At 73.2% G+C, this 18473-nt stretch carries 17 protein-coding genes; 8 read left to right on the forward strand and 9 right to left on the reverse strand.

Annotation, left to right across the window (positions count from 1 at the left end; all coding sequences use genetic code 11):
* Positions 1 to 29: 29 nt before the first annotated feature.
* The 7 genes from AC27L3_RS23160 to AC27L3_RS23190 all read right to left on the reverse strand — a co-directional run bounded on the left by AC27L3_RS23160 (position 30) and on the right by AC27L3_RS23190 (position 8400).
* Positions 30 to 212 carry a hypothetical protein gene (locus tag AC27L3_RS23160; protein WP_361747756.1) on the reverse strand — a complete coding sequence of 61 codons (183 nt, stop codon included), beginning with the start codon at positions 210 to 212 and terminating at the stop codon, positions 30 to 32.
* A 162-nt stretch (positions 213 to 374) separates the two neighbouring features.
* The gene (locus AC27L3_RS23165) at positions 375 to 1373 is read right to left on the reverse strand and encodes an alpha/beta fold hydrolase (RefSeq protein ID WP_365968921.1); all 999 of its coding nucleotides are present in this window, start codon (positions 1371 to 1373) and stop codon (positions 375 to 377) included.
* Positions 1370 to 1828 carry a phage holin family protein gene (locus AC27L3_RS23170; RefSeq protein ID WP_487235973.1) on the reverse strand — a complete coding sequence of 153 codons (459 nt, stop codon included), beginning with the start codon at positions 1826 to 1828 and terminating at the stop codon, positions 1370 to 1372. Before AC27L3_RS23170 ends, AC27L3_RS23165 begins: the two co-directional genes overlap by 4 nt.
* Positions 1829 to 1936: 108 nt before the next feature.
* Positions 1937 to 3334: a Na+/H+ antiporter NhaA gene (gene nhaA / locus AC27L3_RS23175; RefSeq protein WP_487235974.1), complete on the reverse strand. Its 1398-nt coding sequence runs from the start codon at positions 3332 to 3334 to the stop codon at positions 1937 to 1939.
* 258 nt (positions 3335 to 3592) lie between these two features.
* Positions 3593 to 5569 (reverse strand): acetate--CoA ligase, encoded by a 1977-nt coding sequence (acs, locus tag AC27L3_RS23180; protein ID WP_487235975.1) that lies wholly within the window; start codon positions 5567 to 5569, stop codon positions 3593 to 3595.
* A 93-nt stretch (positions 5570 to 5662) separates the two neighbouring features.
* On the reverse strand, positions 5663 to 7171 hold the full coding sequence (locus AC27L3_RS23185; RefSeq protein WP_487235976.1) for a carbonic anhydrase: 1509 nt from the start codon (positions 7169 to 7171) through the stop codon (positions 5663 to 5665).
* A gap of 239 nt (positions 7172 to 7410) precedes the next feature.
* Positions 7411 to 8400: an ATP-binding protein gene (locus AC27L3_RS23190; RefSeq protein WP_487235977.1), complete on the reverse strand. Its 990-nt coding sequence runs from the start codon at positions 8398 to 8400 to the stop codon at positions 7411 to 7413.
* Positions 8401 to 8501: 101 nt separating this feature from the next.
* On the opposite strand from AC27L3_RS23190, the gene AC27L3_RS23195 reads away from it, so the two are divergent.
* Entirely contained in the window at positions 8502 to 9323 is an 822-nt protein-coding gene (locus AC27L3_RS23195) for a Fic family protein (RefSeq protein ID WP_487235978.1), read from the forward strand.
* Between the two features lie 238 nt (positions 9324 to 9561).
* Here the strand turns inward: AC27L3_RS23195 and AC27L3_RS23200 are convergent, their stop codons facing one another.
* Positions 9562 to 10473 (reverse strand): HAD family hydrolase, encoded by a 912-nt coding sequence (locus tag AC27L3_RS23200; protein ID WP_487235979.1) that lies wholly within the window; start codon positions 10471 to 10473, stop codon positions 9562 to 9564.
* Positions 10474 to 10923: 450 nt separating this feature from the next.
* On the opposite strand from AC27L3_RS23200, the gene ssd reads away from it, so the two are divergent.
* The 7 genes from ssd to AC27L3_RS23235 all read left to right on the forward strand — a co-directional run bounded on the left by ssd (position 10924) and on the right by AC27L3_RS23235 (position 15929).
* Positions 10924 to 12033: a septum site-determining protein Ssd gene (gene ssd, locus AC27L3_RS23205; RefSeq protein WP_487235980.1), complete on the forward strand. Its 1110-nt coding sequence runs from the start codon at positions 10924 to 10926 to the stop codon at positions 12031 to 12033.
* Positions 12030 to 13187: a TadA family conjugal transfer-associated ATPase gene (locus tag AC27L3_RS23210; protein ID WP_487235981.1), complete on the forward strand. Its 1158-nt coding sequence runs from the start codon at positions 12030 to 12032 to the stop codon at positions 13185 to 13187. The genes ssd and AC27L3_RS23210 overlap by 4 nt, the downstream gene beginning before the upstream one ends.
* Positions 13188 to 13285: 98 nt before the next feature.
* Entirely contained in the window at positions 13286 to 14092 is an 807-nt protein-coding gene (locus tag AC27L3_RS23215) for a type II secretion system F family protein (RefSeq protein WP_487235982.1), read from the forward strand.
* A 185-nt stretch (positions 14093 to 14277) separates the two neighbouring features.
* Positions 14278 to 14889 (forward strand): type II secretion system F family protein, encoded by a 612-nt coding sequence (locus AC27L3_RS23220; RefSeq protein ID WP_487235983.1) that lies wholly within the window; start codon positions 14278 to 14280, stop codon positions 14887 to 14889.
* Positions 14890 to 15042: 153 nt separating this feature from the next.
* A complete protein-coding gene (locus AC27L3_RS23225) occupies positions 15043 to 15240 on the forward strand; it encodes a DUF4244 domain-containing protein (protein ID WP_487235984.1) in 198 nt (65 codons plus the stop codon).
* The gene (locus tag AC27L3_RS23230) at positions 15227 to 15571 is read left to right on the forward strand and encodes a TadE family type IV pilus minor pilin (protein ID WP_487235985.1); all 345 of its coding nucleotides are present in this window, start codon (positions 15227 to 15229) and stop codon (positions 15569 to 15571) included. Before AC27L3_RS23225 ends, AC27L3_RS23230 begins: the two co-directional genes overlap by 14 nt.
* Entirely contained in the window at positions 15549 to 15929 is a 381-nt protein-coding gene (locus AC27L3_RS23235) for an Rv3654c family TadE-like protein (RefSeq protein WP_487235986.1), read from the forward strand. Before AC27L3_RS23230 ends, AC27L3_RS23235 begins: the two co-directional genes overlap by 23 nt.
* A 31-nt stretch (positions 15930 to 15960) precedes the next feature.
* Here AC27L3_RS23235 and AC27L3_RS23240 read toward each other — a convergent pair whose 3' ends face one another.
* Positions 15961 to 18450 carry a DEAD/DEAH box helicase gene (locus AC27L3_RS23240; protein ID WP_487235987.1) on the reverse strand — a complete coding sequence of 830 codons (2490 nt, stop codon included), beginning with the start codon at positions 18448 to 18450 and terminating at the stop codon, positions 15961 to 15963.
* Positions 18451 to 18473 lie beyond the last annotated feature (23 nt).

An 18473-nucleotide genomic window follows, 5' to 3' on the forward strand; every position in this document is an offset into this window, starting at 1 on the left:
GGGATGCGTACGGCTGAGGGGCGGGCGGTTCAGCGGCTGCGGGGGTGCCGCAGCCGCGCCGAGACCCAGCGGGCGCGGCGGCGGATGATGCGCGGAATGCCGATCCGGGGATCCGGCCCCGCCTGTGGCCGCAGGGCGGCCCGGTCGGGGGCGGTCGTGACGGCGAGCGCGGTGTCGCCCTCGGCGCCGCGCTGCTGCGTCACGTCGGTCACGTCCGTTGCGTCACGGTAGTCGTGCGTCCAGCCCATACCTGAAGCTCTGCCCGGGGCCGGAGGTCGGTAATCGCCCGCGGGACCGGCAATTGGCCTATGCGCGAGGCAAATGGCCGTTCGATGAACGGATGTTCACACCGGTACGGCTCCGCCGGACAGGCCCTAGCGGTCCGGCTCGGTGTCCTTCAGCCAGTTGACGAGCTCCGTCGAGAAGGCCGCCGGATCCTCCTCGTGGGGGAAGTGCCCCAGCCCCTCGAAGAGCCGCCAGCGGTAGGGCGCTTCCACGTACTCCCCGGAGCCCGCCGCGCTGCGCGTCCGCATCACCGGATCGAGCGATCCGTGCAGGTGCAGCGTCGGCACCCGCACTGGCCGCTTCATGCGGCGGTTGAACTGGACGCCGTCCGGCCGCGCCATCGAGCGCACCATCCAGCGGTACGGCTCGATCGAGCAGTGCGCGGTGGAGGGGATCGACATGGCCCGCCGGTACGTCTCCACCGTCTCGTCGTCGGGCAGCCGCGGCCCGGACCACTCGCGGATCAGCCGTGCCACCAGCGCGGCGTCGTCCGCCAGCAGCCGCCGCTCGGGCAGCCAGGGCCGCTGGAACCCCCAGATGTGCGAGCTCGCCGCGCTCTGCCGCGGGTCGGAGAGCATCGCCGAACGCCACCGGCGCGGATGCGGCATCGAGGACACCACGAGCCTGCGCACGAGCTTGGGCCGCATCACCGCGGCCGTCCACGCCAGGTAGCCGCCGAGGTCGTGCCCGACCAGCGCGGCGTCCGGCTCGCCGAGCGAGCGGACCACCCCGGTGATGTCGAGCGCCAGGTTCGCCGGGTCGTAACCCCGGGGCGTACGGTCGCTGCCGCCCACTCCGCGCAGGTCCATCGCCACGGCCCGGAAGCCCGCCTCCGCCAGCGCCGGCAACTGATGCCGCCACGTCCACCAGAACTGCGGAAAGCCGTGCAGGAACAGCACCAGCGGCCCCTCGCCCATCTCGGCGATGTGGAACCGCGCCCCGTTCGCGGCGACGTCCCGATGGGTCCAGGGGCCCTCCGGACGTACGACCGCGGCGGGCGAGGACGCCGCCGGGACGGGCGATGCGGGCGCCGGACGTCGCTGGGGGTCGGGGGATGCGGGCGCTGCGGAGGTATCGGGCACCGTCATACGGACGAGCGTGTCACAGATGCGTCCGTCCGGCTCGTGTCGGCCACGGGCCGGGGGTGCGGCTTGACGGTGCCCAGCACGGCCGCCGTCTCCTTCGCCGCGGCGATGCTCTTCTCGGGCTTCTTGACCTTCTTGAACTTGGCGATCGCCAGCAGGCCGAGGATCGCCGCGATCACCAGGTAGGCGCCGCCGGTGATCAGGAACGACCAGGCGAGCCCGAGGCCGGTGCTGTGGATTCCGTACGCCGCGGCGAAGCTCAGCACGGGCAGGGAGAACAGCGCCAGCACCCCCGCGGCGGCGATGGCGCCGCCGCCGATGCCCAGGCGCCGGGCGTCCTGGCGCAGTTCCGCCTTGGCCAGCGCGATCTCGTCGTGCACCAGTGCGGACAGCTCGGTGGTGGCCTGCGCCACCAGCTGGCCGAGGCTGCGGTTCGCGCCGTCGTCGGCTGCGCTCATCGCCTGCTCCCTCATCGTCATCGGCTTCGTCCTCGCGGCACGGCCGCCGCCGTCCGCCCCATTGGGGCGGGTTCGGCGGTGGCCTCCGCGAATGTAAAGACTCTCAGATCATGCCGGACCGTCGTCCCGGGTGGTGCGTCCTGCGGCGACTTCCGCCAATCTGCGGTGTTCGGCTGCCTTCGCCTCGTACCTGGCGGCCATGCGCAAGTGGAACTCGGGGTTGTCCTGTTCGTAGATGTCGGGGATGCCGTCCTCGTCCTCGTCGCGGTCCTCTTCTGCGCACAGCTTCTTGTACTTGTTGTCGCGCAGCTTGAGGAGGGTGCTCGACAGGACGGCCGCGATCAGCGACCCGATGAGGACGGCTGCCTTCACCTCGCCGCCCAGGCCCTCGTCGTAGCCGAAGGCGAGCTCGCCGATCAGCAGCGAGACCGTGAAGCCGATGCCGGCCAGGGAGGCGACGGCCAGGACGTCCGGCCACTTCAGGTCGGGGTTGAGCTCCGCCCGGGTGAAGCGGGCCGCCGCCCAGGTGCCACCGAAGACGCCGATCGCCTTGCCCACGACCAGGCCCAGCACCACGCCCAGCGTCTCGGGGCGCGTGAAGACGTCCGCGAGCGCCCCTCCCGAGACCCGCACTCCGGCGGAGAACAACGCGAACAGCGGGACGGCCAGCCCCGCCGACAGCGGCCGCACGAGGTGCTCGATGTGCTCGCCGGGGGACTGCTTCTCGCCGTCGCGGCGGGTGCAGCGCAGCATCAGGCCCATGGCGACGCCCGCGATGGTGGCGTGCACGCCGCTGTTGTACATCAGCGCCCAGTTGACGACCGCCAGCGGTACGTAGACGTACCAGCCGCGCACGCCCTTGCGCAGCAGCAGCCAGAAGACCGCCAGGCCCACGAAGGCGAAGCCGAGAGCGGCGAAGTTCAGCTTCGACGTGAAGAAGACCGCGATGATCAGGATCGCGAAGAGATCGTCGACGACGGCGAGGGTCAGCAGGAACGCCCGCAGCGCGGACGGCAGCGACGTGCCGATCACCGCGAGGACGGCGAGCGCGAAGGCGATGTCGGTGGCCGTCGGCACCGCCCAGCCGCCGAGCGAACCACCGCCGCTCGCCGCGACCGCCGTATAGATCAGCGCGGGCACGGCCATGCCGCAGACCGCGGCGACCACGGGAAGGATCGCGGCCTTCGGCTCGCGCAGCTCGCCCGCGACGAGCTCACGCTTGAGCTCGATGCCGGCGACGAAGAAGAAGACGGCCAGCAGGCCGTCGGCCGCCCAGTGCTGGACGGAGAGGTCCAGCCCGAGTGCGGCGGGCCCGACGTGGAACGAACGGACGCTCTCGTAGCCCTCGCGCAGCGGCGTGTTCGCCCAGATCAGGGCGGCCACGGCGGCGGCCAGCAGCAGGACCCCGCCGACGGTCTCGGCCCGCAGCGCGTCCGCGAGATAGTTCCGTTCGGGCAGGGGAAGCCTGCCGAGGAAGACGGAACGGCGGGTCTTGGGCGCGGCCACGGTGGAAAACCTCCTGGGTCTGGCTGTCGGCGACACGCGTGCGGATGCACGTGTGCTGCTGTTGCCGACCAGACTTCCCGGCGCGCCCTGAATTCTTGTCGCGAAATTGACGCGACGCCTCACCACTGTAGCCCGAACGGGCGAAGGGCGCCCGGTGGAAGCCGGGCGCCCTTCGTGGCGATGGGATGGCCGGTGGGCCTGTGACCAGGGAGGTTGTTGGTGGTGACAACCCTCGCCGGTGCCGGCCCTCGCCGGTTGTCAGTCCTCGCTGGGGGCTGCGGGGAGCTTGGCCTGGATGAGGTCCATGACCGAGGAGTCGGTCAGCGTGGTCACGTCGCCCAGGGCACGGTTCTCGGCGACGTCGCGCAGCAGACGGCGCATGATCTTGCCGGAACGGGTCTTCGGCAGCTCCGCCACCGGCAGGATCCGCTTCGGCTTGGCGATCGGACCCAGCTGCTTGCCCACGTGCGCCCGCAGCTCCTCCACCAGGCCCGCCTCGTCGGCCTCGTCGCCCGCCGCCGTGCTGCGCAGGATGACGAACGCGCAGATGGCCTGGGTCGTCTGCGGGTCGGTGGCGCCGACGACCGCCGCCTCGGCGACCCTCGGGTGGGAGACCAGGGCCGACTCGACCTCGGTGGTGGAGATGTTGTGGCCGGAGACGAGCATGACGTCGTCGACGCGGCCCAGGAGCCAGATGTCGCCGTCCTCGTCCTTCTTCGCGCCGTCGCCGGCGAAGTAGCGGTCCTGGAAGCGGGACCAGTAGGTGTCGATGTAGCGCTTGTCGTCGCCCCAGATGGTGCGCAGCATCGACGGCCAGGGCTCGGTGAGGACGAGGTAGCCGCCGGAGCCGTTGGGCACCTCGTGGCCCTCGTCGTCGACGACGGTGGCGGCGATGCCGGGCAGCGGCACCTGGGCCGAGCCGGGCTTGGTCTCGGTGACACCCGGCAGCGGGGTGATCATCATGCTGCCGGTCTCGGTCTGCCACCAGGTGTCGACGACGGGCGTGCGGCCGCCGCCGATGTGCTCGCGGTACCAGACCCAGGCCTCCGGGTTGATCGGCTCGCCCACCGAACCGAGGATGCGCAGGCTGGACAGGTCGAAGCCGGCCGGGATGTCGTCGCCCCACTTCATGGCGGCGCGGATGGCGGTCGGCGCGGTGTACAGGATCGTCACGCCGTACTTCTGGACGATCTCCCACCAGCGGCCCTGGTGCGGGGTGTCCGGGGTGCCCTCGTAAAGCACCTCGGTGGCGCCGTTGCTCAGCGGCCCGTACACGATGTACGAGTGGCCGGTGACCCAGCCGACGTCGGCGGTGCACCAGAAGACGTCCGTCTCCGGCTTCAGGTCGAAGACGGCGTGGTGGGTGTACGACGTCTGGGTGAGGTAGCCGCCGGAGGTGTGCAGGATGCCCTTCGGCTTCCCCGTGGTGCCCGAGGTGTAGAGGATGAACAGCGGGTGCTCGGCGTCGAAGGCCTGCGGGGTGTGCCGGTCCGACTGACGGCCCACCAGGTCGTGCCACCACACGTCGCGGCCCTCGGTCCAGGCGACGTCCTCCTGGCCGGTGCGGCGCACGACGAGGACGCTGCGCACGTTCTCGGTGCCGGGGCGGCCGAGGGCCTCGTCGACGGCCGGCTTCAGTGGGGAGGGCTTGCCGCGGCGGTAGCCGCCGTCGGCGGTGATGACGACGCGGGCGTCGGCGTCCTTGATGCGGGTGGCCAGCGCGTCCGCGGAGAAGCCGCCGAAGACGACCGAGTGGGGCGCACCGATGCGGGCACAGGCCAGCATGGCGATCACGGCCTCGGGGATCATCGGCAGGTAGATGGCGACGCGGTCGCCGGCCTGCACACCGAGCTCGGTCAGGGCGTTGGCCGCCCGGGAGACCTCGCGCTGCAGCTCGGCGTAGGTGATCGACCGGCTGTCGCCCGGCTCGCCCTCGAAGTGCAGGGCGACGCGGTCGCCGAGGCCGTTCTCGACGTGGCGGTCGACGCAGTTGTACGCCACGTTGAGCTTGCCGTCGGCGAACCACTTGGCGAACGGCGGATTCGACCAGTCGAGCGTCTGCGTCGGCTCGGTGTCCCAGGTCAGGCGGCGCGCCTGGGTTGCCCAGAAGCCCAGCCGGTCAGCCTTGGCCTGTTCGTAGGCCGCTGCCGTGACGTTGGCCTCGGCGGCCAGGCCGGCAGGCGGCGCGAAGCGGCGCTCCTCTTTGAGGAGGTTGGCCAGGCTTTCGTTGCTCACGACATCTCCCTTTCCCAGGGGCTTCGTTGCGTCCCGGGCCCTAGCTCATCAGGCCGGGGCGCACCCTGACAAGGGTTGTGGGTAAAAACTGGTTTAGACCTGTTGCCCGAGGGGATCGGCCGAGGTCAGACAGGGTGACGGGGAGGCCCGGGAAGCCGTGAACGTGTGCGAGCGGCGGTCCAGGACGTAGATCGTCTCCTCCCCGGCGTGGACGTAGCTGCCCCGCAGGAACAGCGACCCCTCGGCCACCCGGCGGGCCACGCAGGCGTGAGCCATCAGGTGGTCCAGTTGCTGCATGACGTTCACGAGGGCCAGCCGTTCCACGTCGTCCGCCACGGCGCGGCCGGCGAGGGCCACGTCTCCGCGCCCGCGCCTGCTGATGCGCTGCATCCGGGCCAGGCTCGGGCGGCCGTGGGAGAGCCAGGCGGTGAGCGGGGCCCGGGCGGCGGGGGAGCCGGTCGCCTGGCCGCCCGGACGCGGGGGCGGCAGGTCCAGAAGCGCCCGCATGGCGGCGCAGTCGGAGTGCCCGCGCACGGTGATGGCGGCGACCTTCAGGGTCTCGACGGCGTACTGCAGGGCGGCGGTGACCCAGTCGAGCCGGCCGTCGTCGCGGGGCGGCGGCACGAGATTGCCGAGGTTGCACAGGGAGTAGGCGCCGTCGGGGGTGGCGTCGGCGGGCGTCGGGCCGGAGTCGGCGCAGGCCAGCACGAGGTGGGTGCCTTGCGCTGCCGGTGCGGGGCCCGGCTCGTGGGCAGGGGCGGCGAGGTGCACGGGAGGGCCTGCCGGTTCGTCGGTCGGTGCGGGGTCGTGGGGACGAAGGCGCCGTGCGAGCCGGGGCAGGCAGACGAGCGCGACGCTCAAGGCCACCCCGGCGAGGGCAGGCACGACACCGAACAGGAGGACCGAGCCGGCCGTCGCGGCGAACAGGGCGCCGTGCAGGGAAAGGGCATTGGGCCACATGGACGCGGCGGCGTGGCGCGTTGGAAGGGCTGACGGCACCGCCGCCCCGGCCGAGCGGCGTGCTTCGACGGGTGCGGACGGCGCCGCGGCTTTCACGTCTTCGAGCTCCAGGTCTTCGAGCTTCAGAGCTTCGAGGGCGACGGCGAGCGTGGCCGCGAGCACCGAGGCGAAGAGCGTCAGCACGGGCATGTCCGGCAGTCCCGGCAGTGCCCATCCGCCATGACCTCCGGCCGTCGGCCCGGGTGCGGGCAGGACGGTGGCCAGGGCGGCCGTGAGGCCGGTGCCGGCCAGGATGCCCTGCACGATCGCCGGGTGCACCGCCCGGACCGCGGCTGCCGTGCCGGCCGTACCCAGCGCGAGCAGCGCCAAGCCGGTGAGCGCGACGACCGCGCTCGTGGTCCGCCAGCCGAAGTGGTGCACCAGTTCGGCCGAGGCCGTCACCGCGACGACCCCGAGGCCGGCTGCCTGGCATGCCCTCCGCGCGAGCAGCCCGCCGGTGACGGCGCCTGCTGCCAGGGCAGCAGGGCCACTCAGGACGGGAGCCGCGGTGGCAAGGACGGCACCCAGCGCGACGGTGAGCGCGGCGAGTGCGGTGGGGAGGGAGGCGGACAGATCCCGTAGCCGGCTGGTGTGCGTGCGCATGGGCGGTCCCGTCTGCAGGGAGGTCCGGGCGAGCGAGCATCAACTCCGAGTAAATGAATGGTAATGGAGAGTAAAGGGCTTGGGGTCTCGACCCCGTGAGCGTCCGTCGAACGAGTGAATAGGCATCTTTATGGCCGGCTTTATGGCTCCGGCTTGATGGCCGCGGTTCAACGGCTCAACGGCTCACGGTTCAACGGCCCCGGCTCAATGGCCCCGGGCGGGCCGTCGGGTGCGCGCGGTCAGGCCGGTTGGGGTGCGGCCAGGGCCCGCTCGTCCAGCACGAAGGAGGGGTCCACCTGGGCCGCGAGGTCCGCGCCCGTCCTGGCGTTGCCCCAGCTCTCGGCGTTCTTGAGGTGGAAGTGGACCATCTGGCGGGTGTAGCGCTGCCAGTCGCGCTGCTCGTACGACGCGTCGGCGGCGTCCTGGAGGGCGTGCAGTGCCTGCTGGTTGGCCTCCTCGAGGAGTTCGAAGCGTGGAGGGCGACCCTTCTCCATCGCCCGCACCCAGTCCGAGTGGCCGAACGTGGTGAGCAGGTCCTCGCCGACCTCGGCACGCAGGAAGTCGAGGTCGTCCTGGCCCTGCACCTTGTTGCCGACGACCTTCAGGGCGACACCGAAGTCCCGCGCGTACTCCTTGTACTGGCGGTAGACGGACACGCCCTTGCGGGTGGGCTCGGCGACCAGGAAGGTCATGTCGAAGCGGGTGAACATCCCGGAGGCGAAGGAGTCGCTGCCCGCCGTCATGTCGACCACCAGGTATTCGTCGCGGCCGTCCACGAGGTGGTTCAGGCACAGTTCGACCGCCCCCACCTTGGAGTGGTAGCACGCCACGCCCAGGTCGGACTCGGTGAACGGGCCGGTGACCATCAGGCGCACGGCCCCTTCGTCCAGCGGGACGGTGCGGGCGCAGGCGGCGTAGACGGGATTGTCCTCGTCGATGCGCAGCAGTCGCGAGCCCCGACCCGGCGGGGTCGTCTTGATCATGGTGTCGGCCGAGGTGATGCGCGGGTTGCCGCCCCGGAGGTAGTCCTTGATCAGGGGCAGCCGGGCCCCCATCGCGGGCAGCGCGGCGGCCTCGTCCTCGTCGAGTCCGAGCGCCGCGCCCAGGTGCTGGTTGATGTCCGCGTCCACGGCGATGACGGGCGCACGGCCGGCGGCGAGGCGACGGATGAAGAGGGAGGACAGCGTGGTCTTGCCGCTGCCGCCCTTCCCCACGAAAGCGATCTTCATGTTCACCTAGCGTAGATGCAGGGGAGCGCTGAGTGAGAATCGTGAGTGAAGAGGACCACTCTTTCGAGGGGTGTAGAGCCGAAGTGCGTAGTGTCGTACCCATGAGTACGACAGCCGATCCGCTCGCCGCCCTGGGCTCGCTCCCGGGCGTCGCCGACGCCGTGGAATCCGTACGCAAGGCGGTGGACCGGGTGTACGGCCACCGGGTGATGCGCCGCCGCAGTAACGAGATCACCTCCGAGGCGGCGCTGCGCGGCGCCCGGGGTTCGGCCGCGCTGTCCGGAGCGGACTGGGCCCTCGAAGAGGTCCGCCGCCGCACCGACTTCAGCGGCGACGGGGAACCCAGGACGGTGGGGGCGGCGCTGCGCCTGACCGCCGAGGCGGGGCAACTGCTCAGCATCTGGCGGCAGTCGCCGCTGCGCGTTCTCGCGCGGCTGCACCTGGTCGCGGCGGGCGGCGACCGGCCGGAGGAGTCGGTGGGGCGTCCGCGGCTGGCGGGCGAGTCCGTCGCCGAGCCCCTGATCGAGCTGGACCTGCCGAGTGCCGACGAGGTCTCGGGGCGGCTGGACGGGTTGGCGGCCCTGCTGATCGCGGGTACCTCGGCGCCGGCGCTGGTGACGGCGGCGGTGGTGCACGGTGAGCTGCTGGCGCTGCGGCCCTTCCGCTCGTGCAACGGGCTGGTGGCGCGGGCCGCCGAGCGGATCGTGCTGATCGGCAGCGGCCTGGACCCGAAGTCCATCTGCCCGGCCGAAGTGGGCCATGCAGAGCTGGGCCGGGAGGCGTACCTGACCGCGCTGGAGGGCTACGTCTCCGGGACGCCCGAGGGGCTCGCGGCCTGGATCGCGCACTGCGGTCGTGCGGTCGAGCTGGGGGTCAGGGAGAGCACGGCCGTCTGCGAGGCGTTGCAGCGCGGAGCGGCCTGAACGGGCCCGGACATGGGTTGCGGCGGCACCCGTTCGGGTACCGCCGCTGGCACATCGGCCGGGTTACCATGCGTGCACGATATTTGCCCATCAGACCGGGTTGCTTTGCCCTTGGCCTGGTGCGGCTGGCCCGTATTCGACGGGTCGGCGTCGCGTGGGTGCCCGGCTTCCGTGCGCGGTCCGTGGGGCCTTGGTGCGTGGAGGGCATCCTCCCGGATGTCCCTGGTCTCGCGGGCCGTTAAGTCCTTTTTACTCCTGTCGCGGCGGAAGCGGAAGTCGAGCCCGCAGTTCTTTTCCTTCTGCCCGCAAAGCCGGGCAATGCAGGCAGTGGCGCGCCGCGCCGGCCCGCCAGCCATACGAGGCCCACGGTGGCCGCGGCGGCGCCCAGTCCGGCCGCGGCGAGGAGTGCGGGGCGGGAGGGCATCGGCAGGGACGAAAGCCGCTGCTTCAGGCGCACCGGACGGTTGAAAGTGAGAACGGGCCAGTTGCGGGCGGTGGCTTCACGGCGCAGGGCGCGGTCGGGGTTGACGGCGTGCGGGTGCCCCACGGCCTCCAGCATCGGAATGTCGGTCGCCGAATCGCTGTAGGCGTAGCACCGCGAGAGGTCGTATCCCTCGGATTCGGCGAGCTCCCTGACCGCCTCCGCTTTGGTGGGGCCGTACGCGTAGTACTCGATCTCGCCGGTGAACGCACCGTCCTCGACGACCATGCGGGTGGCCACGACCCGGTCGGCGCCGAGCAGGGCGCCGATGGGCTCCACGACCTCCGCGCCCGAGGTGCTGACGATGACCACGTCGCGGCCCGCGGCGTGGTGTTCCTCGATGAGCGAGGCGGCCTCGTCGTAAATGATCGGGTCGATCAGCTCGTGCAGGGTCTCGGCGACGAGCTCCCGGACCTGCTGGACATTCCAGCCCTTGCAGAGGGTCGACAGATACCGGCGCATCCGTTCCATCTGGTCGTGGTCGGCGCCGCCGGCGAGGAAGACGAACTGGGTATAGGCGGTGCGCAGCGCGGCCCGCCGGTTGATCAGCCCGCCTTGGTAGAAGGACTTGCTGAAGGTGAGGGTGCTCGACTTCGCGATGACCGTCTTGTCCAGATCAAAGAAGGCGGCTGCCCGGGGCAAGGAGTGGTTTTCCACGTCGCCGAGCATAGGGGGCCTCCATTCGGCGTAAGCTGAGGCGTGTGGGTTTGCCTGAGAAGGCTCTCGGGTACACCATGGAAGTCACGGATCGTTCGCGACCGTGCCTAACCCGGCCCGACTCCTCCCCCCCCGAGTCGGCCGTGGGGACGACCCCCGCTCTCCCCCCCGGCGGGGGTCGTCGCATGTCCGGATGCGTTTCGGGCGTCGTCATCGGGCCCTCCCCCCTCCTGAGCGCGCGGGTGTGCGCGCGAGCCAAGACCTTGATACCCGTTACTGAGGGTAATCAACAGGCTGCTCTCTGGAAGTCACCGGTATAGGTGAGCGGGATATTCACATCCGTTGAGTTGTCCACAGTTTTTCACCAAGATCCACACGATTTCCCGGCCCGTTGCACGGTGATTCCTCGCGAGTTCCGCGACGTTCGCGGATGCGAGAGCGCGTAGTGAGAGGGGAGGGACCGTGACCGGATCCCGCACATCCGATTGGGCCCCGGCCGGGGACGCCAGGCAGCGGTGCCCGCTGATCGTCACGGAGGACGAGGGGCTGCTCGACGACCTGCTCAGACTCTGCGCGGCTGCCGGGGCCGTCCCCGAGGTCGTCCACGGCACCCCCGCACGTGGCAGCGGCTGGGACACCGCGCCGCTCGTCCTCGTGGGGGACGACTGCGCGGCCCGGCTGGGCGGGGCCGCCCGTCGCGACGGCGTGGTGCTCGTCGGCAACGACATGGACGACTCCGGGATCTGGCGGCGCGCCGTGGACCTGGGCGCCCGCAACGTGGCGCTGCTGCCCGACGGCGAGGCGTGGCTGGTCGACCGCATCGCCGACGCCGTCGAGGGGGTGGGCCGCCCCGCCCTGACCGTCGGCGTGATCGGCGGCCGGGGCGGGGCGGGCGCCAGCACGCTGGCCTGTGCTCTTGCCGTCGGCGCCGCCCGCACCGGGCAGCGCACCATGCTCATCGACGGCGACCCGCTCGGCGGGGGTCTGGACGTGCTGCTGGGCGGGGAGCGGGCCGAAGGTCTGCGCTGGCCCGCATTCGCCGACTCCCGGGGCCGGGTGGCGGGCCGGGCGCTCGAGGAGGCACTGCCCCGGCTCCACTCCCTGCGCGTCCTGAGCTGGGACCGCGGCGAGTGCACCGCCGTGCCGCCCGAGGCCGTGCGCGCGGTCCTGGCGGCCGCCCGCCGGCGCGGCGGAGTGGTGGTCGTCGACCTGCCGCGCAGGCTGGACGCCCCGGCCGCCGAGGCCATCGGGCAGCTCGACGTGGGGCTGCTGGTGGTGCCGGCGGAGCTGCGGGCCGTGGCGGCCGCCCACCGGACGGCTTCGATGCTGGGCATGCTGCTGCGCGACATCCGGCTGGTCGTCCGTGGGCCGTTCGGCTCCGGGCTCGTGCCCGAGGAGATCGCGCGGATCCTCCGGCTGCCGCTCGCCGGGGAGCTGCCCCCCGAGCCGGGTCTGGCCGGAGGGCTGGACGCCGGCAGGCCGCCGGGCGCAGGCGACCGGGGTCCGCTCGCCCGCTTCAGCGCCGGATTCTGGGCGCAGGCCCTGACGGAGCGCGCTGGAGCGCCCGCATGAGCCGCGACCTGCTGGACGCCGTACGCCTGCGGCTCGCCGAGAGCGGCGCCGAGCCCACACCCGCCCGCGTCGCCGAGGCACTGCGCCGGGAAGGACGTCTGCTGGGCGACGCCGAAGTGCTCGGCGTCGCCGCCCGGTTGCGCTCCGAGCTGGTGGGCAGCGGGCCGCTCGAACCACTCCTGGCGGCCCCCGACGTGACCGATGTGCTCGTCACCGCGCCCGACCGCGTCTGGGTCGACCGGGGCTCCGGCCTGGAGCTCACTGACGTGGCCTTCCGCGACGCGGCCGCCGTACGGGGTCTGGCCCAACGTCTGGCCGCCATCGCCGGCCGTCGGCTCGACGACGCCAGGCCCTGGGTCGATGCCCGCCTGCCCGACGGCACCCGCCTCCACGCGGTGCTGCCGCCCGTCGCCGTCGGCTCTCCCTGCCTCTCCCTGCGCGTGGTGCGTCCCCGCGCCTTCACCCTGGAGGAGCTGGTGGGGGCCGGCACCCTGCCGCCCGGTGGCGACCGGCTTCTGCAGGCCGTGCTGGACGCCCGGTTGTCCTTCCTCGTCTCCGGCGGGACGGGCTCGGGGAAGACGACACTGCTGTCGACCTTGCTCGGGCTGGTGGCGCCGGGGGAGCGGATCGTCCTCGCCGAGGACTCCTCGGAACTGCGCCCCGACCACCCGCATGTGGTGCGCCTGGAGACCCGCCCGGCCAACCAGGAGGGAACGGGCCTGGTGACCTTGCGGGATCTGGTCCGTCAGGCGCTGCGCATGCGCCCGGACCGGCTGGTCGTGGGCGAGGTCCGGGGCGCCGAGGTCACCGACCTGCTGGCCGCTCTCAACACGGGCCACGAAGGCGGCTGCGGCACCGTCCACGCGAATGCCGCCTCGGACGTTCCGGCGCGGCTGGAGGCCCTGGGCTCCACGGCCGGGCTGGACCGTGCGGCGCTGCACAGCCAGCTCGCCGCTGCGCTGTCGGTGGTCGTGCACCTGGCGCGCGACCGTGGTGGACGGCGCCGGGTCGCCGAGGTGCACGTCCTCGACCGCGACCCCGGCGGGCTGGTGACGACCGTTCCGGCCGCCGTCTGGGGTGAGCGCGGCTTCGAAAGAGCGGCCGGCTGGGAGCGGCTGGCCGTCTTGTGCGGGCGTGGCGGGGGTGCGCCGTGACGACGCGGTGGTCCGGCCCGGCGGGCGTCGGGTGCCTGGTTCTTCTGCTGCTGTGCGCTCTGGCGGTCGCCGGCCTTCGGTTCCGGCAGGGGCCGGCGGTGCGCAGAGCGCGGCTGCTGCTGGCCGGTGGGGGTGCGGTGGCCGGGCGCCCGGTTGCGCTGCTGCCGGGGTGGGCCCGGCAGGGCGCCGAGTGCCTGCTCCGGGCCGTGCGGGGCCGGCCCGAGCTGTGGTGCCTGCCGGCCGGGTGCGCCCTTGCGGCGCTGGGCCGTTCGGCGCTGCCCCTGCTGGTGTCGCTACCGGCCGTGCTCCTTGTGCGGCGCCGGCTGGCCGGCGTCCGGCGCGAGCGGGAGCGCGAGCGCAGCCAGGCGGCCGTGATCGACCTGTGCGGTGCCGTTGCGGGCGACCTGCGGGCGGGGCGGCATCCCGGTGCGGCGGTGGCGGGGTGGTCCGGTGCCGGGCTGGGCCCGGGCTGGTCGGCGGTGCCGGCGGCCGCGCGGTTCGGCGGGGACGTGCCCGAGGCGCTCCGCAAGGCCGGCCGCCGCCCCGGGGCGGAAGGGCTCAACGGCGTCGCCGCGTGCTGGCGGGTCGCGGTCGACGGGGGTGCGGGGCTCGCCGCCGGGCTGGAACGGGTGGCCGCCGCGCTCGGCGCCGAGCGCGACCAACGGGAGGACCTGCGGGCCCAGCTCGCCGGGACCCGGTCCACGGCGGTGATGCTCGCCCTGCTGCCGGTGCTGGCCCTGCTAATGGGTGCGGCCCTGGGCGCGGATCCGCTGCGAGTGCTGCTGCACACCCCTGCGGGGCTGGGATGCCTGGCTCTCGGCGGGCTGCTCGAGTGCGCGGGGATCGCCTGGACGCGGCGGATCGTCCGGGCGGCGGAGGGACCACGGAGCGGGAGGCGGAAGTGAGCGCGAACGTTGTCCACAGCCTGTGGGCGGTGGTGCTTGCCCTGGCAGCGGCAGGGTGCGTGAGCGCCCTCGGCAACAGAGCCGTGCGGGGAAGATCGAGGCGGCGCCGGCTGGCCTCCGTACTGGGGGTGCCGCCGCCGGGAGCGGAGAAGGCGCGACGGGGGCAGGGGCGGGGGCTGCGCGCTGTGGCGGCACCCGACGGGCGGGCCGTCGTGGCGATCGCGGTCGTCGGGACGGGGCTCCTCTGGCTGGTGGCCGGGCTCACCGGAGCGGGCGCAGGTCTTGTTGCGGCCTGGGGGTTGTGGAGCCGCGGCCGGCAAGCCGAGCGCACTGCCAAGGAGGCACCGGGCGAGGAGGCCGTACGACAACTGCCCTTGGCGGCCGATCTCCTGGCGGCCTGTCTGGCGGCGGGGGCCGGGCCCCGTGAGGCGGCGGAGGCGGTGGGCTCCTCGCTGGGCGGGCCCGTGGGCGCCGGGCTGGCCCGGGCGGCTGCCGAGGTGCGGCTCGGGGCGGAGCCGGCCGTCGCCTGGGGCCGCCTGGCCGCCCTGCCGGGCGCCGCCCCGCTGGCCGGCTGCCTTGAACGGGCCCAGGCCACGGGGGTCCCGGCGGTGGAGCCCATGGCGCGGCTCGCCGCGCGGTTGCGCGGCGAACAGGCCAGGACCGCCGGCATACGGGCCCGGCGCGCGGGCGTGCAGGCGACCGCACCGCTGGGGCTGTGCTTCTTGCCGGCGTTCCTGACGGTCGGTGTGGTCCCCGTGGTCATCGGCCTGGCCGAGGGGCTCATACGGGCCGGCTGAGGTCCGGAGGGCCTGCGGCAGCGGCCGAAGGACAACTGACGTCGCGTCGAGAAGCGACGCGCACGACCAAGAGATGCACGACCAAGAGATGCACGACCGAGAGATGTACGACCAAGAGATGGGGGAGTGGTTGTTATGGCGATGGTGGCGGCGATGGTCACGTCGTGGTGGTCGGTACGCCGGTCGCGGCTGCGGGCCGCCCGCGATGCGGGCATGACGACGGCGGAGTACGCGGTGGGCACGCTGGCCGCGTGCGCGTTGGCGGCCGTGCTCTACAAGGTGGTCACCAGCGGGGCGGTCAGCGGGGCGTTGCAGCAGCTGATCGTCAAGGCGCTCCATGCGACGTTCTGACGGCGGCTATGTGACCGCCGAGGCCGCGGTCGCGCTGCCCGCGCTGGCGTTCTTCGCCCTGGCGCTGATCTGGGGCCTGATGGCCGCGTCCGCGCAGATCCAGTGCGTGGACGCGGCCCGGGCGGGGGCGCGGGCCGCGGCCCGGCAGGACCCCCCGCCGGCCGTCGTCGCGGCGGCCAGGTCGGCTGCTCCGCGTGACGCGCGGGTCACTGTGATGCGGGAGGGGGACATGGTGCGGGTGCGCGTCGAGGCCCGGGCGGCCGGTCCGGGGCCCCTGGCGGTGCGGTTGACCGGGGAGGCGGTGGCTCTTGCAGAGGAGACGGTGGGATGACCGGGGACTGGCTTCCGTATGGGTGGCCGTGGCCGCGACGGCGTTCTGTGCGGTGTTCGCCGCACTGCTGGCCATGGGGCAGGTGGTGCTGGCGCGGCACCGTGCGGGAGGAGCGGCGGACCTGGCGGTGCTGGCTGCCGCCGACCACGCCCTTGAGGGGCAGGCCGCGGCCTGCGGGCTGGCCCGCAGGGTCGCCGCCGCCCAAGGGGCGGCGGTGGTGCGCTGCGGGGTGAGGGGCGAGGTCGCCGAGGTGGCGGCCGAGGCAGGGGCCGGCCCCTGGACCCTGCGGGTCCGGGCCCGGGCGGGCCCGCCGGAAGCGGCCTACGCGCCCGGAGCCCTCACGGAGGTGATGCCGTAGACCCGGCAGCGCCTCACCCGTCTTCCCGGTCTCACCCGACTTCCCGGTCTTCCCCGTCTTCCTGGGCCGCCTGGGCGGCCTGTGCCGGCGGGGCGTCCTTCAGGAGGCGGGTGAGCAGGCGCAGGGCCGCGCGTTTGTCCAGGGGGTCGTTGCCGTTGCCGCACTTGGGGGACTGGATGCAGGACGGGCAGCCCGCCTCGCACTCACAGGAGGCGATCGCCTCCCGGGTGGCACCGAGCCATCGGGCGGCGGTGTGGAAGGCGCGCTCGGCGAAGCCGGCGCCGCCGGGGTGGCCGTCGTAGACGAAGACGGTGGGCAGGAGCGTGTCGGGGTGGAGGGGCACGGAGACGCCTCCGATGTCCCAGCGGTCGCACGTGGCGAAGAGGGGGAGTATGCCGATGGAGGCGTGTTCGGCGGCGTGCAGGGCGCCGCCCAGGGATTCGGGGTCGATCCGGGCGGCGTCGAGCTGGTCCTCGGTGACGGTCCACCACACGGCCCGGGTGCGCAGGGTGCGGGGCGGCAGGTCGAGCTTGGTCTCGCCCAGGACCTCGCCGGTGATCAGACGGCGGCGCAGGAAGGAGACGACCTGGTTGGTGACCTCGACGGAGCCGAAGCACAGCCGTGCGTCGCCCCAGGGCACCTCGGTGGTGGTTTCCAGGATGCTGATGGCCGTGGTGTCGCGGGCCGTGGTCGAGTACGGCGGGTCGGCCTGCTCGACCAGGGCGACGGACGCCTCCAGGTCCAAGTGGCGCACCAGGTAGCTGCGGCCCTGATGGAGATGGACGGCGCCCTCGTGGACGGTGGAGTGGGAGGCCGACCGGTCGACGGTGCCCAGCAGCCGGCCGGTGCCCTCCTCCACCACCTGCACGGGGCGGCCGCCCTCGCCGCGGATGTCGGTGAGGTCGGCGGCGCGCTCGCGGCGGGTCCAGTGCCACACCGCGCCCCGGCGGCGGAGCAGTTTGCGGGCCTCCAGCTGGGAGACGACGCCCCGGGCCTCGGGTCCGAAGAGGGAGAGGTCGGTTTCGGAGAGGGGGAGTTCCTCGGCGGCAGCGCACAGGTGGGGAGCCAGGACGTAGGGGTTGTCCGGGTCGAGGACGGTGGACTCCACGGGCTGCCGGAACAGCGCCTCCGGGTGGTGGACGAGGTAGGTGTCCAGGGGGTCGTCGCGGGCGACGAGGACGGCCAGGGCGCCGCGGCCGGTGCGGCCGGCGCGGCCGGCCTGCTGCCACAGGGAGGCGCGGGTGCCGGGGTAGCCGGAGAGCAGCACGGCGTCCAGGCCGGCGACGTCGACGCCGAGTTCCAGGGCGGAGGTGGCGGACAGGCCCAGGAGTTCGCCGGTGTGCAGGGCCTGTTCGATGGCGCGGCGTTCTTCGGGGAGGTAGCCGCCGCGGTAGGCGGCGACGCGGGAGGGGAGGGAGCGGTCGACGGCGGCCAGGCGTTCCTGGGCGATCAGGGACACCAGCTCGGCGCCGCGTCGGGAGCGGACGAAGGCGACGGTGCGCACGCCCTGGACGGCGAGGTCGGTGAGCAGGTCGGCGGTCTCGGCGGTGGCGGTGCGGCGGACGGGGGCGCCGCGCTCGCCGTGGAGCTCGGTGAGCGGGGGTTCCCACAGGGCGAAGACGACCTCGCCGCGCGGGGAGGCGTCGTCGGTGATCTGGGCGACCGGCAGCCCGGTGAGCCGACCGGCGGCGGTGGCGGGGTCGGAGGCGGTGGCGGAGGCGAGGAGGAAGACGGGTTCGGAGCCGTAGCGGGCGCACAGGCGCCGCAGCCGGCGCAGCACCTGGGCGACGTGGGAGCCGAAGACGCCGCGGTAGGTGTGGCACTCGTCGATGACGACGTAGCGCAGGGCGCGCAGGAAGGAGGCCCATCGGGGGTGGGCGGGCAGGATGGAGCGGTGGAGCATGTCCGGGTTGGTGAGCACGTAATTGGCGTACTGGCGCACCCATTCGCGTTCTTCCACCGGCGTGTCGCCGTCGTACACGGCCGGGCGCACGCTCTTGCCCAAGGGGGCGGCCAGGCCGCGCACGGCGCGGCGCTGGTCGGCGGCGAGCGCCTTGGTGGGGGCGAGGTACAGCGCGGTGGTGCCCCGTCCGTTGGGGGCCTCCGCGCCGTCCAGCAGGGTGCTGAGCACGGGCGCCAGATAGGCGAGGGACTTGCCCGAGGCGGTGCCGGTGGCGACCACGGCGGACTCGCCGCGCAGGGCGTGCTCGGCGGTGAGCGCCTGGTGTGCCCAGGGGCGCTCGATGCCGGTGGTGCGGATGGCCTCGATCACTTCCGGCCGGATCTTCTCGGGCCAGGGAGCATGACGTCCGGGACGAGGGGGCAAGTGCTCCGTATGAGTGATGCGTGCAGCCCTGCCCGGCCCCGTGGCGAGCCGGTCCAGGATCGTTCGGGGAGAGGGGTGCACGCCCGCCTCCGGCGGGAGTTGATCGTTGGCCATCGACATCGAGTGTGTCACTGGCTTGACGGACAATGGCGTCAAGGCGTCGTGCGCGCCTGCCGGTAAGTGATTGAATGCCATCGCGGCTGCCGATCCATGGGGGG

The sequence above is a fragment of the Streptomyces sp. PKA51 genome (assembly GCF_057552455.1).

Excerpts from the sequence above, each read along its gene's own strand:
- AC27L3_RS23185 (WP_487235976.1), bottom strand. The coding sequence starts at position 7,171 with ATGCGCACGCACACCAGCCGGCTACGGGATCTGTCCGCCTCCCTCCCC.
- AC27L3_RS23225 (WP_487235984.1), top strand. The coding sequence starts at position 15,043 with ATGGTCACGTCGTGGTGGTCGGTACGCCGGTCGCGGCTGCGGGCCGCC.
- AC27L3_RS23165 (WP_365968921.1), bottom strand. The coding sequence starts at position 1,373 with ATGACGGTGCCCGATACCTCCGCAGCGCCCGCATCCCCCGACCCCCAG.
- AC27L3_RS23195 (WP_487235978.1), top strand. The coding sequence starts at position 8,502 with ATGAGTACGACAGCCGATCCGCTCGCCGCCCTGGGCTCGCTCCCGGGC.
- AC27L3_RS23190 (WP_487235977.1), bottom strand. The coding sequence starts at position 8,400 with ATGAAGATCGCTTTCGTGGGGAAGGGCGGCAGCGGCAAGACCACGCTG.
- AC27L3_RS23240 (WP_487235987.1), bottom strand. The coding sequence starts at position 18,450 with ATGGCATTCAATCACTTACCGGCAGGCGCGCACGACGCCTTGACGCCA.
- AC27L3_RS23210 (WP_487235981.1), top strand. The coding sequence starts at position 12,030 with ATGAGCCGCGACCTGCTGGACGCCGTACGCCTGCGGCTCGCCGAGAGC.
- AC27L3_RS23170 (WP_487235973.1), bottom strand. The coding sequence starts at position 1,828 with ATGAGCGCAGCCGACGACGGCGCGAACCGCAGCCTCGGCCAGCTGGTG.
- AC27L3_RS23200 (WP_487235979.1), bottom strand. The coding sequence starts at position 10,473 with ATGCTCGGCGACGTGGAAAACCACTCCTTGCCCCGGGCAGCCGCCTTC.
- AC27L3_RS23230 (WP_487235985.1), top strand. The coding sequence starts at position 15,227 with ATGCGACGTTCTGACGGCGGCTATGTGACCGCCGAGGCCGCGGTCGCG.